The 14,519-nt window shown below is 38.5% G+C and carries 11 protein-coding genes; 7 read left to right on the forward strand and 4 right to left on the reverse strand.

All coding sequences use genetic code 11. The features are described from left to right. Positions 1 to 107: 107 nt before the first annotated feature. The 3 genes from CQZ96_RS10830 to pta all read left to right on the forward strand — a co-directional run bounded on the left by CQZ96_RS10830 (position 108) and on the right by pta (position 5,425). Complete coding sequence (locus CQZ96_RS10830) at positions 108 to 1,373, forward strand: glutamate-5-semialdehyde dehydrogenase (protein ID WP_004726553.1); 1,266 nt, start codon at positions 108 to 110, stop codon at positions 1,371 to 1,373. Between the two features lie 416 nt (positions 1,374 to 1,789). Then, entirely contained in the window at positions 1,790 to 3,007 is a 1,218-nt protein-coding gene (locus CQZ96_RS10835) for an acetate/propionate family kinase (RefSeq protein ID WP_034610100.1), read from the forward strand. Between the two features lie 276 nt (positions 3,008 to 3,283). Next, a complete protein-coding gene (pta, locus tag CQZ96_RS10840) occupies positions 3,284 to 5,425 on the forward strand; it encodes a phosphate acetyltransferase (protein ID WP_105713364.1) in 2,142 nt (713 codons plus the stop codon). A 144-nt stretch (positions 5,426 to 5,569) separates the two neighbouring features. Here pta and CQZ96_RS10845 read toward each other — a convergent pair whose 3' ends face one another. Together CQZ96_RS10845 and CQZ96_RS10850 are read right to left on the reverse strand one after the other, a co-directional pair. Further along, positions 5,570 to 7,780: a TonB-dependent receptor gene (locus CQZ96_RS10845; RefSeq protein WP_105713408.1), complete on the reverse strand. Its 2,211-nt coding sequence runs from the start codon at positions 7,778 to 7,780 to the stop codon at positions 5,570 to 5,572. A gap of 280 nt (positions 7,781 to 8,060) precedes the next feature. After that, positions 8,061 to 8,672 (reverse strand): class I SAM-dependent methyltransferase, encoded by a 612-nt coding sequence (locus CQZ96_RS10850; protein WP_105713365.1) that lies wholly within the window; start codon positions 8,670 to 8,672, stop codon positions 8,061 to 8,063. Between the two features lie 264 nt (positions 8,673 to 8,936). Between CQZ96_RS10850 and CQZ96_RS10855 the strand changes: the two genes are divergently transcribed. The 4 genes from CQZ96_RS10855 (at position 8,937) to CQZ96_RS10870 (ending at position 12,229) form a co-directional block, all read left to right on the forward strand. Beyond that, positions 8,937 to 10,463: a fumarate hydratase gene (locus CQZ96_RS10855; RefSeq protein ID WP_105713366.1), complete on the forward strand. Its 1,527-nt coding sequence runs from the start codon at positions 8,937 to 8,939 to the stop codon at positions 10,461 to 10,463. 82 nt (positions 10,464 to 10,545) lie between these two features. After that, positions 10,546 to 11,094, forward strand: a complete 549-nt coding sequence (locus tag CQZ96_RS10860; protein WP_105713367.1) for a hypothetical protein — start codon at positions 10,546 to 10,548, stop codon at positions 11,092 to 11,094. Between the two features lie 10 nt (positions 11,095 to 11,104). Then, on the forward strand, positions 11,105 to 11,638 hold the full coding sequence (locus CQZ96_RS10865) for a DUF2059 domain-containing protein (RefSeq protein ID WP_004726539.1): 534 nt from the start codon (positions 11,105 to 11,107) through the stop codon (positions 11,636 to 11,638). 57 nt (positions 11,639 to 11,695) lie between these two features. Then, positions 11,696 to 12,229, forward strand: coding sequence for a DUF2059 domain-containing protein (locus CQZ96_RS10870; RefSeq protein ID WP_004726537.1), 534 nt, complete (start codon positions 11,696 to 11,698; stop codon positions 12,227 to 12,229). 60 nt (positions 12,230 to 12,289) lie between these two features. Here the strand turns inward: CQZ96_RS10870 and CQZ96_RS10875 are convergent, their stop codons facing one another. Both CQZ96_RS10875 and clpX read right to left on the reverse strand, forming a co-directional pair. Continuing rightward, positions 12,290 to 13,039, reverse strand: coding sequence for a DUF2846 domain-containing protein (locus CQZ96_RS10875; protein WP_105713368.1), 750 nt, complete (start codon positions 13,037 to 13,039; stop codon positions 12,290 to 12,292). A 164-nt stretch (positions 13,040 to 13,203) separates the two neighbouring features. Beyond that, a complete protein-coding gene (clpX, locus tag CQZ96_RS10880; protein WP_004726534.1) occupies positions 13,204 to 14,514 on the reverse strand; it encodes an ATP-dependent Clp protease ATP-binding subunit ClpX in 1,311 nt (436 codons plus the stop codon). Between the last annotated feature and the right edge of the window lie 5 nt (positions 14,515 to 14,519).

Consider the following 14,519-nt stretch of genomic DNA (forward strand, 5'->3'; position numbering starts at 1 on the left):
TTAACGCTTCAACGCTGCAAAATAAGTTTATTTCAGTGAAATACTTCCTTGGCTTTACTTAGACTGCTACTATCAAAGGGAAATTTTTAATGATCAAATAAACTGCTATGCAAGACTCAATTGAACAGTATATGCAAACTGTAGGGAAGCAAGCACGCCAAGCCGCTAGTGTTTTGGCAGGCGCAACTACACTTGCAAAAAATAATGCCTTATCTGCGATTTATACTGCTTTGGAAAATAGTCAACCGCAAATCTTGGCCGCCAACCAAATTGACATGAGCAAAGGTCGTGACAATCAATTGGATAGTGCTTTACTTGATCGTTTAGAACTCAACCCCACGCGCTTTAAAGGGATGTTACAAGGCTTAAAAGATGTCATCAGCCTTGTCGATCCGATTGGTGAAATCACGGATCTTGCTTTCCGTCCAACAGGTATTCAGATTGGTAAAATGCGCGTGCCTTTAGGTGTGGTCGGTATGATTTATGAATCACGCCCAAACGTTACCCTTGAAGCCGCCTCACTTGCGTTAAAATCTGGCAATGCCATCATTTTACGTGGTGGCTCAGAAGCATTGAATTCAAATCAAGCAATTGCTGAAGCCATTCAACATGGTTTAAAAGCAGCGGGCTTACCTGAAACTTGTGTACAAGTGATTAACACCGCTGACCGTGCTGCCGTGGGGCAATTGATTACCATGTCTGAGTATGTCGATGTTATCGTACCTCGTGGCGGTAAAGGCTTGATTGAACGCATTACCAATGAAGCAACCATTCCTGTGATTAAACATCTTGATGGAAACTGCCATGTTTTTGTTGAGGCGCAGGCAGATCTACATAAAGCACTTCCTATCGCATTAAACTCAAAAACACATCGTTATGGTGTGTGTAATGCAATGGAAACATTGTTGGTTGATGAAAAAATTGCGGAAGAGTTTTTACCCCGTATCGCTGAGCTTTATGCAGAAAAAAACGTTGAATTACGTGGCTGTATCAATGTTCAAAAAATCTTAGGCAATGCTGTAAAACCAGCCAGTGAAGAAGATTGGTATGAAGAATATCTAGGTCCAATCTTGGCAGTGAAAATTGTGACGGGGATTGAAGAAGCCATTCAACATATTAACAAATATGGCTCACATCATACCGATGCAATCATCACTGAAAACTTTAGCTTAGCGCGTCAATTCTTGACCCGTGTAGATTCAAGCTCAGTCATGGTCAATGCTTCAACGCGTTTTGCTGATGGTTTCGAATATGGTTTAGGTGCTGAAATTGGTATTTCTACGGATAAAATTCATGCCCGTGGCCCAGTCGGTCTTGAAGGTTTAACCTCGCAAAAATGGATTGTTTTAGGTGATGGTCAAATTCGTCATTGATTCCAAGCTTGAATAACTCGACTCAGCATTTATCTCAAACATAAGTGCTGAGTTTTTTATTTTTAATACACAGTAAAAACATCAATCAATTTAAAATTTTGATAAAAAATATGTGCTTGTCTTTTAGAAAGACGTAAAGATTACCTTTGGATAGGACAAGATTATTTACAAGAAACTATATAATGCTGATAGATTAAAACAACAATGAGTGATAATTTTTAACAATCAATTGATAAATATTAATTATTAATCAATATCAGGTCGATAGTCCAAAAGTCTAATCACCTAAAGTCTATCTAGGACAAAAAAACTACACATGGTACAACATGACTGCTGATCTAATTTGCCCTTTATAAACAAGCATAATCAGATCAATCAGGATGACTTTTTTAAATTATAATTTCGGGTATTCAAACGTGTCTACATCAGTATTAGTAATTAACTGCGGATCTTCATCAATCAAATATGCGCTTGTTTCTGAACGTCGTGAAGATCGAATCTTTGGTTTAGCAGAAAACCTAGGCTCTGCTGATGCACGTATTAAAGGAATCACAGCGGGCAATCAACCGCTTGAGCTTTCAATTCCCTATGCAGACCATGAAAAAGCTTTAGAAACCATCTTAGGTCGTTTATCACAGTATAAACCTCAAGCCATTGGACACCGTGTTGTTCATGGCGGTACCTTAACCAAAGCTGAGTTATTGACGCCTGAAATTGTAGAAAAAATTCGTGAAGCAACACCACTTGCACCACTGCATAACCCAGCTCACTTAGTCGGTATCGATGCGACAATGCGTCTATTCCCTGAATTACCGCAAGTTGCAGTATTTGATACAGCATTCCATCAAACCATGCCTGCACATGCATATCGTTATGCTTTACCAAAGTTCCTGTATACACAACACAATGTTCGTCGTTATGGTTTCCATGGCACCAGTCATGCCTATGTTTCTGAACGTGGTTCTGAACTTGCGGGTAGCTACAAACATGGCGGTTGGTTAACAGCGCACTTAGGCAATGGTAGCTCAACTTGTGCTATCTGGAATGGTCAAAGTGTCGATACATCCATGGGACTGACCCCGCTTGAAGGCGTGGTCATGGGTACCCGTAGTGGTGATGTTGATCCAAGTATTCATAGCTTCCTTGCTTCAAATCTAGGCTGGGACATCTATAAAATTGATAAAATGCTGAACAGTGAATCAGGCTTACTGGGCTTATCAGATCTTTCAAATGATATGCGTACCTTGATTGAAGCTTCAGAACAAGGCAATGAAGATGCGACTTTGGCGATTGAAGTATTCTGTTATCGTCTAGCCAAATCACTTGCGGCATTAAGCTGCGGTTTACCGCGTATCGATGGTTTATTCTTTACAGGCGGTATTGGTGAAAATTCTGCCTATATTCGTGAAAAAACGATTGCTTACTTACCACACTTCGGTTTCAACCTCAGCAAAGAACAGAATGACGGTTTAAAACGTGGTACAGAAGGTCGAATTGATGCTGGAACAGGTCCTCAAATTTGGGTAATACCAACTGATGAAGAAGGTCGTATTGCTAAAGAAACTGTTCATGTTGTAGAACACGAGGTACAACAGGCCGCAAAAAAGCCTGAATCTGATATTGCGACAGCTTAAGCTGTCGTAAGTCTTGTACGAGCTTTGGGTATACATGTTGAAATAGCAGCATACTCAAGCTCGTTATTAAAAATGATCTTGAGCAGATTTTTGATATAAAGCTGTTTTGTAATCGTTTAAGCTGGCATAAATATATAAACCAGTCTTGTAGATGAATATCCTTTTGCGATCACTGTATACACCACTAAAAAGATGTTGAGTGAAACAGATGATTGGAGATATTCATCTTCAATTTATCCATAAATTCACATATTTTTACTGATTAAAGAATCGTCTATGAAAACAATTTTATTGGTTCCAACTGGGGAAGGCGTAGGCTTAACGTCTGCGTGTTTAGGTTTAGTCTATGCATTGGAATGCCAAGGCGTTAAAGCAGGCTTTGTAAAACCATTTTCACAAGAATTAGTTGCTGAACCAGACCGTACCACTGCGCTTTACCGTCATATCTCAAAATTAGATACGGTTGAACCGATAGCTTATACAAAAATCACGCAACAGCTCAATGATGGTGAAACTGATGAGCTCCTTGAAGAAGCAGTCAGCTTACAACGCCAAATTGCAAAGTCCCATGACATTGTGATTGTAGAAGGCTTAGTCCCTACTGCACGTGATGCTTTTGCCAGTGATTTAAATGCCTCTTTGGCGCAAGCTTTAGATGCCAAAGTTATCTTTGTCAGCAATGCCAATATCGAAAAACCAGAGCAAACTGCTGAAAAAGTTGAAGCACAAGTACGTAATTTTGGCGGTGCATCATCATCGCGTAACGCAGGCGTATTGTTTATGCGTACCCGTGGTCTACCTGCTGAATCTGCACAAATTCCGGTGACCATTGATCCAAGCTTACGTTTAGTTGCAGATACTGAAAAATTTAAAACCGAAATTCAAAAAACTCATGCACACATTGGTTCAGCAGCGTTTCCAATTATTGGCTTAGTTCCATTCAGTGACACCTTGAGTGTGCCACGCATCTCAGACCTAGCAAAACAAATTCAAGCCACATGGATTAATCAGGGCAAAGCCAGCACACGCCGTGTATTGCACAGCAGCTTAATTGCGTCAAATATTGAACATGAGCTACAAAAATTCGTTGCAGGCGAACTGATTATCAGTGCTTCTGATCGTATTGATGTGTTATTGGCCAGTAGTTTAGCCACCAGCAATGGCATTCCACTCGCAGGTTTAGTTTTAACTGAACACCATGAGCCAAATCCATTGGTTTTAGAGTTCTGCCAGTCTGCAATTAAAAATGGTCTACCGATTTTACATACACCACTCAGTACCTTTGAAACCGCACAGCAACTTGCCAATTTAAGCAATGAAATTCCTGTGGATGATACTGAACGTGCCGATCAAGTGACCCGCTTCGTTTCAAGCCATATTGATCCAGAATGGTTAACCCAGATGTTGAATGGTGACTATAAACCCCGTTTATCCCCTTCTGCATTCCGTCATGAATTGGTACAAAAATCTATTGCTGCAAAAAAACGTATTGTACTGCCTGAAGGCGATGAACCGCGTACCATTCAAGCCGCAGCAATTTGTCAATCTCGTGGTATTGCGCAATGTGTATTGTTAGCAAAACCTGAAGCGGTGCTTGAAGTCGCTAAAGCACGTAATATTGAACTCCCTGTGGATTTAGAAATTATTGATCCAGATCTGATCCGTGAAAACTACGTGACGCACATGGTTGAATTACGCAAAGGTAAACTCAACGAATTACAAGCACGTGAGCAACTGCAAGATACTGTGGTACTCGGTACGATGATGCTGGCACTTGATCAAGTCGATGGACTGGTTTCTGGTGCTGTACATACCACTGCTAATACGGTGCGCCCTGCATTCCAGTTGATCAAAACTGCACCAGAATACTCATTGGTCTCTTCTATCTTCTTTATGCTGTTGCCAGATGAAGTTTATGTATATGGTGATTGCGCAATCAATCCAGATCCAGATGCTGAACAATTGGCGGAGATTGCAATTCAATCTGCAGATTCGGCAAAAGCATTTGGTATTGATCCACGTATTGCCATGATTTCTTATTCAACCGGCACTTCAGGTGCAGGTGCGGAAGTTGAAAAAGTTGCAAAAGCCACGGAAATTGCCAAACAACGTCGTCCAGATTTACTGATTGATGGTCCTTTACAATATGATGCTGCATCTGTTGAAAGTGTTGGCCGCTCTAAGGCACCAGACTCTCAAGTGGCTGGGCGTGCCAATGTATTTATTTTCCCAGATCTCAATACAGGCAATACAACTTATAAAGCAGTTCAACGCTCTGCCAATGTCGTCAGTGTTGGTCCAATGCTGCAAGGTTTAAATAAACCTGTAAATGACTTGTCTCGTGGTGCATTGGTAGATGATATTGTCTTTACCATTGCATTGACGGCGATTCAGTCAGAACAACAAGCTGCATATTAACTCTGATCTACTAGACATAAAAAAACCACCCAAATCAATTGGATGGTTTTTTATAATATGCTGACTAAAAGTTATACTGATATCCCCATCGATTAAATTGCTATCATGGGTATTAGACAGCTTTATTTTCAATGAAATTAAAGCTTAGAAGAAATAGTTCACGCGGAATAAATAATTACGCGGAGTACCCGGCATAGAACTTGAACGCCAGTATTCTTTATCTGTTAAATTATTCACAGCAAATGTCGCGCCCCATTTATCGTCTTTATAACCAATTGCAGCATCTACACGAGTCCAGTCAGGCATTTTGATCAAATTTTTATCCGTAGTATAATAAGAACCAACATAAGTCGCACCCACTTCGCCGTACCATTTCTCTGTTGGTAAATAACGAACAAATAAGTTACCTGTATTTTCGGATATTCCAGATAATTTTTTATCTTTTAGACGATCTTCATCTTTTACAGTAGTGCGGCTATCATTTTTCCATTTCGCGTCGGTATAGCCATAACCACCTCGCACATAGAGATTATCTAGCACTCGACCGATAAAGCTAAACTCTACGCCTTGTGATTGTTGCTTCTGCCCCACTTCCCAATCATTCGGTTTGTTAATAGAGTCTGGCTGGTAGCGTATATTATTTTTAGTAATATCAAATATAGAAAGCTGAGTGTTTAAACGACCATCCAACCAATCACTTTTCACTCCAATTTCATATTGCTCATTATATTGAGGCTCAGCATCATACAAACTTGGATTTACTGTTGTACTCACTCCTAACAATCCTCGACCACCATAAGGTGAAAAGCTTTTACTATAAGAGGTATAGAAACTTTGACTTTCTATAGGCTGCCAAACGAAACCAATATTTGGGCTTACACTATCATCTCGATATGACCGTTTACTTTGATTACGAACATCATTGGTTGCAAAATCATAACTATCATAGCGGAGACCTAGCATCATTTTATATTTTTCATTGAATGAGATTAGATCTTGTAGAAAGAAACTTAAAGAGCTTGCATCGGTTTTACTATGTGTTGTTTCTTCTGGACGAGAACCATTGAGCTTAGACCAACCATCAGATAAATAATTATCAGAAGTATTAAATGGATCGACATAACGATAATAAAGACCCGCTTTATCACCACTTGAATAGTTCCCAAGGATTGGCTCTCTTTTTTCCATTGACCAATCACTACCGAACATAACTTTATGATCTAAAACACCTGTTTTAAATTGTCCTGTAATATCAAAAGTATTCATTAAAGTTTTATTGGTGGTTTGTTGCCAAGCATAGTTTTGACGTATTTTTCCTTGCCAATCACATTTTTTGCCATCGTTTTGTAACCCAGCTGTTGAACACCATGTCCCACTAAAGAAGTTATCAAAATCCTGAAAAGATTCACGCTGGCTCAGTGCCCAATGGAATTTCCAATTTGGTGCAAATTCATATTTCAGATCAGTTCTAAATGATTTTGTTTCATCAACAATATTATCATTGCTTCCAGCAAAACCTGTTTTAATGGAAACCCCTGTAGGCAGTTCATTATAGACTGGACCACGGTCAGGCGTTCTATTTAAATTATCGTAAGTAAATTCCGTTGTCCAAAGCAGCTTTTCATCGTCGCTACGATAAGTGATACTTGGTGACAACATCTCCTGATTAAAACCAATCCCAGAGCGGAAGCTATTGGTATCTGATTTTTCTCCAACCAAACGTACAGCCCAATTATCATTGAGCGCTTTATTAATATCAATGATTCCACCAACATTATCATAAGAACCAACGTACGCTCCAACTGAGCTTTTTGAATCAAAATTGGCAACTTTAGTCACCATATTGATCACACCACCACCTGCACTTCGTCCGTACAATACTGATGCTGGCCCTTTTAAAATTTCAATACGTTCAACATTGGCGGTACTACGTCGGTATTGCCCGCTTTCACGAATCCCATCACGATAGATATCATTCGCATCAGCATTAAATCCACGAATAGAGATTCCATCATTTCTTGTATCATAACTGGTTGAAACGCCCGGTGTGCCTTGTAACATGATACTTAGGTCATTTGCGCCATAAAGCTTATATTTCGAAACATCAATTGTATCAACAGTTTGAGGTATATCTTTTTTATCTAAACCATTTCTCGTAACATTGGCTTGTTTATAGTCCACATATGTTTTTATTGGATCCCCATCAGCCATTGCCTCAATTACAATCGTGGGAAGCGTTGCTGCACTTTTTTTCTGTTCTTCACTGCTATCTGTATTTGCAAATGTTAGAGAAGAAACGAAAAGTCCTCCCGTTGACAGCATCATTAAAGTTAAGCTTTTTTTAACAAAAGGCATGATTGCACCAAAAAACATAATGAGAATAGTTATCATTATAATACAGTTTCTCACCAAAAATTACAATAACATGCTAATTTAACTACAAAATAATTATGGTTTAAAAAATAACCGTGAAAAGTACATTAAAGTGGATAGGATTATTTTTTCTTATTAAGAAATTAAACTAAAAAATAACTTTAATACTCATAATTTAAACATATGAGTCTCTTATTTTGATAATCTTAAAATTTTTAGATATCGTTTTATTTGTTGCTTAATTTACTTTCATCTAAATATTTTATATTCGCTTGGCTAACCAAACAGTATGCCCTGTACAATCCCGATCTTCAGCAATCATCTTTATCACTTCAAAATTATACTTTTTCAATAATGCATGATATTCAGCGGATAATAAGCTGGCATGATATAGCGCATCGCCAAACATCTCTCCAACCACTTCACCCTGTGATGGTCCACTGGTAAACATTAAAGCAGCACCAGCTTTTGTATATTGATTAAAAATTTCAAACATATCTCGCTGATCTTGTTGTGTAAGATGAAAAAAGCTATCCCAAGCGAGTATTGCATCAAACTTGCGATTTAAATTTACTGTTCGCATATCAGCTAAAATCCAAGTGTGCTCAGGAAAATTCTTTTTCGCCATTTCAATCATCACATCAGAACTATCAACACCTGTCACAGTATTCGCTTGCTCAATCAAATAAGCAGCAATTGGTTTTGCAGAGCCACAGCCCAAATCCAGAATATGAGAGTGAGCTGGAATTAAAGTTAAAAAGCGATCCAACCACGCTTTTTCATAAAGAAACTTCCCGCGTAATTCAGTCCATGCACGAGCATGCTTTTTATAAATTTCAATAATATTTTCCGCAAGATGCGTATAGTTTTCCATGTTGTTGTTATTTAGCCCAAACTTTTGACTCAACAGAGTATAGAGCTTTTCACCCTGTAAAATCTGAAAATTTATTTCAATACTGCTTTATCATCATTTATATAAAAAGTAGAAAAGTTGACTTGATCAACCAAAATATAAGCTGAGTTTCTCAAATAAAATCATAAAACTTTAGGCTGAAATTAGATCTAAGCCACCACAAAACAAGCAATATCACGTATAATTTAGCCCGCTAGCTAACAGCCCGCTCAAGAGATTTTTGATATGACAACTATTATCAAACAAGATGACTTGATCACATCGGTCAAGGACGCGCTTCAGTTCATTTCGTACTATCATCCACAAGACTTTATCCAAGCGATGAGCCGTGCTTATGATCGTGAAGAGAACCAAGCTGCAAAGGATGCAATTGCACAAATCTTAATTAACTCACGTATGTGTGCAGAAGGTCATCGTCCAATCTGTCAAGATACTGGTATTGTTAACGTATTTGTTGACGTGGGCTTAGATGTTAAATTTGATTTAACCATGAGCTTAGATGATGCGATCAATGAAGGTGTACGCCAAGGTTATTTAGAAAACAGCAACGTACTCCGCGCTTCAGTTTTAGCAGATCCTGCTTTTGGTCGTAAAAATACCAAAGACAATACACCTGCTGTAATTCACTACAAACTCGTTTCAGGCAATAAAGTCGATATTACTGTTGCAGCGAAAGGTGGTGGTTCAGAGAATAAATCTAAACTGGCAATGCTTAACCCTTCTGACTCGATCGTAGATTGGGTACTTAAAACTGTACCAACGATGGGTGCAGGTTGGTGCCCTCCTGGTATGCTCGGTATTGGTATTGGTGGTACTGCTGAAAAAGCCATGATGCTTGCAAAAGAATCACTCATGGAAGAAATCAATATGGACGAATTACTTCGCCGTGGTCCACAGAACCAAATCGAAGAATTGCGTATTGAAATCTTTGAAAAAGTAAATGCATTGGGTATCGGTGCACAAGGCCTTGGTGGTTTAACCACAGTACTTGATATTAAGATCAAAGACTACCCTTGTCATGCTGCTGGTAAACCAGTCGGTATGATTCCAAACTGCGCTGCAACTCGTCACGCTCATTTCCAGTTAGACGGTTCAGGGATTGCGCATATTCAAGCGCCTTTACTTTCAGATTACCCTGAAGTGACTTGGGATACGTCAACATCTAAACGTGTTGACTTAGACAATATCACACAGGAAGAAATGAACTCATGGCAACCGGGTGATACATTATTATTGAACGGTACCATCTATACAGGTCGTGATGCTGCGCATAAACGCATGGTTGACATGTTAAATAAAGGCGAACAGTTACCTGTAGATCTCAAAGGTAAATTCATTTACTACGTGGGACCTGTAGATCCTGTAGGCGATGAAGTTGTAGGCCCTGCTGGCCCAACAACAGCAACACGTATGGATAAGTTCACACGTCAAGTCCTTGAAGCAACTGGCTTGTTCGGTATGATTGGTAAAGCGGATCGTGGACCTGCTGCTGTTGAAGCAATCAAAGACAATAAAGCGACTTATTTAATGGCTGTTGGTGGTGCTGCTTATTTAGTATCTAAAGCCATTCGTGAAGCAGAAGTTGTTGCATTTGCTGACTTAGGTATGGAAGCTATTTACAAATTTAAAGTACAAGACATGCCTGTATCTGTTGCAGTTGATGTCAATGGTACTTCTATTCATGCGACTGCACCTAAAATCTGGCAAGCCAAAATTGGTAAAATCCCAGTGGTTGATGCTGTTGCACAATAATCTGATCTAAAGCTTAGATTAAGCTTGAGCATCACTTAAAAAGCACTCTATGATTAGGGTGCTTTTTATTTTGAGTCAGATCATGAACTTTATAAAATATATTATTTTTCCGGGGTTATTTGTATACTTGATCTCTATTCAAAGTTTTGCTTCAAACACTGATAGTGATGCCGTTGACCGACTAGCACAAGGTATCATTACCAATCAAATATGGCGCCTACAATACAATGAAAGTGCAAAAAGGATTTATCAAAATCAAGCAGAAAATTTAATCAAAAACGGATCAAGTACAATAGAACTCACTGATAAAGAAAAACAAATCATCCCTCAAATTGTAGAGATTTATCAAGCAATACCAGAAAATATTCTCCGAGATCCACAATTTATCGCCCAAACCAAACAAATTCTTTTAGAATCGTTAAGCTCTCAAGAAATTGAAATGCTCTCTCAGCGTGACACAACGTCAAGCCAAGAGCTGTACACAAAACTTGCCAATATTGACACAGAAATATTCATAGAAAGCAATGCTGCTATTCATAAGGCAATCAATGACCCTCAATTTATCCAACAATATCGCAATAAAATTGGAGAAATTATTCAGCAATTGCATCATTTAGATGAAAATAAATAAAGGAAAACCTATGAAAATTAAGCAGTTCGTTTTAACTTTAAGTTTATGCTGTATCACAGTGTCAAGTTTTGCATCTCCAGCAACAGATAAAAGTGTCGACAAATTGATGCAACTCTCCAATATCTCAGAGATATTCAAACAAAGTACTCGTGATATGCAACCCTACTTTGACGATCAAGCAGAAGCACTTGTTCGCCAAGTGACAGGGGCTCAAACATTGAATATCGATCAGCAAAATGCAGCACTACAAATTAGTGCGCTGTATAGTGATATTCAACAGCAGCTGGTGACTGACCCAGAATATCTCAACATGTTTAAATCATTATTTAAAAAGACCTTTACTGAAGAAGAAGTTCAAGCCAATATCGCTTTTTTAAGTACACCGATTGGACAATCCATCAATCAAAAGATGAACACGCTTATGACAGAAGTCATGCAAGAAACCGCAAAGTTTTCTCAAGAAAAAATGCTAAAAGTAGAAAATCAAAAAGCCCTGAAAGAAAAAATGGAAACGATTTTAAAGCCAATTCTTCAAGTTGAATAAGCTTTTACTCAACCATTTTATGATGTGAATTACAACCAGAACTTATATAGGTATTTTATGAAATTACTCCAACACTTACTATTTGCAAGCGCATGTATCAGCACAAATTTTGCTTTTGCAGCACCCGCTTCAGATCAACAAGTTCAACAATTATTGAAAGTTATGAATATTGATGAACTGCTACAAGAAACCATACAACAGATTCGTCCTCAGCTGGATCAACAAGCTTACCAGATCATTCAAATGACAGTAAAAAAAGATCAGCTCAACCCACAAGAACAAATTGTCGCCAATGAGCTTGCTGACAAAATGTATGAGCAAAGTAAAAAAACTGTTGCGTGGGATCAAATCAAACCAATTTATCTTAAGATTTATAAAGACATATACAGTGCTGAAGAAGTTCAAGCTCAAATTGATTTTTATTCAAGTGCAATTGGACAGTCGATTTTGAAAAAAACACCTCAAGTTGCCCAAGAAACCATGAAAGTCATGAATAGCCAACTGATAAAAAGTGTACAAACTGCATCTGAAGACTTTAAAGAAGTGACTAAAAAATTAGATGCTTTAAAAAAGGCTGCAAATACTCAATAAAACAAATAAGAAAAGAGAGCCTCGCTCTCTTTTCTATATCAAACATCATCTAGCGATAGATTACCAAGTCATTGGGTTCCAAAGTTTAAACTGCTGCCCCAAGTGCACATCATCACTCACTTTGTACGGTTCACCTTTGATTTTTTCTTTAGGTTTGATCACTCGTCCATCCGCAGTCACTTCAGCCACGAAATTAAGGCCAGGAGTCTTTAGCTGAGTCATTGCAATTTCTTTTAAGCCTTGTCGGGTAGGCATTTGCATTAAAGGCCCTACACGTAATAACCCTGCTTCACCATTTGGTCCACCGCGAAATTTTTCTTCTTCATATTTGACAAAATATTGCCCGCCAGCTTCTACTGAGAAGTAAGCAACTTTGGGTTTCTGGAAATGAAAAACCGTTAATGGGCGACTGAGACTTAATTTATAGTCACCTTCAGCCAGTTCAATCCAGTAATAATGATTACTGATCAAGCTTGGAATTTTCTTACCATTCAGAAAAAAATTGTTTGGAATAATTTCTTGTCTATTCCAACGACTGTCTGGTCGATAAAAATACACAATTGCAGCTTGAGGATTCTGTGGTTTAACCAGCTTAAAGTATTGCCCCGGTTTTTGATTGACCCAAGACCCCGTAGAGAAGGATGCAACTTTATATTGTTCAAGCTTTTCATGAACCAACGAATCTTCTTTTTTGAAATCGATTGGATCTAAAGTTGAAACAACTTTTGCAGGTTGCTGTTCAATAGATTGATGACTTTGACAAGCTGCCAACCCACAACTGATCAAAACGACTAGACCGATGTAACGCATGATTTTCCCTCACCGCGTATTTTTTATTTTCGTTTTTAATAAACCCTATTGTCTACAGCCAGCTTAACATTTCAATGACCATTTAAAAATAAAAAACGTGCAAATAGTCAAGCTACTTGCACGTTTCAGATGAATTGCACTGAGGATGAATCAGAATCAGACTTTTAAGCTGATTTTGAATCTAATACCTTCAAATCTACTTTTTCAACTTCAGTATTTTCATGCTTTGGTTGACGTTCAGACTTGAACTCTGGTGCAGCTTTATCATTAATCACCGCTTCATTGATAATCACAGTACCAATGTCTGAACGACTTGGTAAGTCATACATGGTTTCAAGCAATACATTTTCTAAAATAGAACGCAGACCACGCGCACCTGTATTACGCTCTAACGCTTTTTTCGCGATCGCACGTAAAGCAGAGTCTTCAAAAAGAAGGTCTACATTTTCCATCTCAAAGAGATATTGATACTGACGAGTTAATGCATTTTTTGGTTCAGTTAAAATCTGCATCAAGGCTTCTTGATCAAGCTCTTCAAGGGTTGCAATCACAGGTAAACGACCAATGAACTCTGGAATTAAACCAAATTTCACCAAATCTGCGGCTTCAACTTGACGGAATAATTCAGATACTTTCTTACTATCGTCTTTATTCTTTACGTCTGCGGTGAAACCAATGCCACCTTTTTCTTGACGTTGTTGCACAACTTTTTCAAGACCAGAGAACGCACCACCACAGATAAACAAGATATTTGCAGTATCGACTTGAATAAACTCTTGCTGTGGATGTTTACGTCCACCTTGAGGCGGAATTGACGCAACAGTACCTTCAATCATTTTCAACAATGCTTGTTGCACGCCCTCACCAGACACATCACGTGTAATCGAAGGGTTTTCAGATTTACGGGTAATCTTGTCAATTTCATCAATATAGATAATGCCCTTTTGTGCTTTTTCTACATCGTAATCCGCTTTTTGCAAAAGTTTCTGAATAATGTTTTCAACATCTTCACCAACATAACCAGCTTCAGTCAATGTTGTTGCATCAGCCATTGCAAAAGGTACATCAAGCAAACGCGCAAGTGTCTGTGCAAGCAATGTTTTACCTGAACCTGTCGGTCCAATCAGCAAAATATTACTTTTAGCAATTTCAACCGCATCTTTAGGCTTGTGACCTGTTTGAGATACTTTTAAACGTTTGTAATGGTTATACACTGCTACTGAAAGTGTTTTCTTTGCAGTGTCTTGACCAATTACATATTGGTCCAAAGCCGCACGAATTTCATGTGGTTTTGGCAATGGACGTGTTGCCCAATCGCCTGTTTCCACCTGTTGACTCGTTTGCACTAAGTCTAAGCACACATCCACGCATTCATTACAAATATATGCGTCCTCGCCTGCAATCAGCTTACCGACTTCAGACTGCGTTTTACCGCAAAATGAACAATGCTTTTGTCCTTGAGGAAGATCGGACATTTTCA

Origin of the sequence: Acinetobacter sp. MYb10 (genome assembly GCF_002980175.2) — a bacterium.
In the GTDB taxonomy this organism is placed as follows: domain Bacteria; phylum Pseudomonadota; class Gammaproteobacteria; order Pseudomonadales; family Moraxellaceae; genus Acinetobacter; species Acinetobacter guillouiae.

Excerpts from the sequence above, each read along its gene's own strand:
- CQZ96_RS10830 (WP_004726553.1), top strand. The coding sequence starts at position 108 with ATGCAAGACTCAATTGAACAGTATATGCAAACTGTAGGGAAGCAAGCA.
- pta (WP_105713364.1), top strand. The coding sequence starts at position 3,284 with ATGAAAACAATTTTATTGGTTCCAACTGGGGAAGGCGTAGGCTTAACG.
- CQZ96_RS10845 (WP_105713408.1), bottom strand. The coding sequence starts at position 7,780 with ATGCCTTTTGTTAAAAAAAGCTTAACTTTAATGATGCTGTCAACGGGA.
- CQZ96_RS10850 (WP_105713365.1), bottom strand. The coding sequence starts at position 8,672 with ATGGAAAACTATACGCATCTTGCGGAAAATATTATTGAAATTTATAAA.
- CQZ96_RS10855 (WP_105713366.1), top strand. The coding sequence starts at position 8,937 with ATGACAACTATTATCAAACAAGATGACTTGATCACATCGGTCAAGGAC.
- CQZ96_RS10860 (WP_105713367.1), top strand. The coding sequence starts at position 10,546 with ATGAACTTTATAAAATATATTATTTTTCCGGGGTTATTTGTATACTTG.
- CQZ96_RS10865 (WP_004726539.1), top strand. The coding sequence starts at position 11,105 with ATGAAAATTAAGCAGTTCGTTTTAACTTTAAGTTTATGCTGTATCACA.
- CQZ96_RS10870 (WP_004726537.1), top strand. The coding sequence starts at position 11,696 with ATGAAATTACTCCAACACTTACTATTTGCAAGCGCATGTATCAGCACA.
- CQZ96_RS10875 (WP_105713368.1), bottom strand. The coding sequence starts at position 13,039 with ATGCGTTACATCGGTCTAGTCGTTTTGATCAGTTGTGGGTTGGCAGCT.
- clpX (WP_004726534.1), bottom strand. The coding sequence starts at position 14,514 with ATGTCCGATCTTCCTCAAGGACAAAAGCATTGTTCATTTTGCGGTAAA.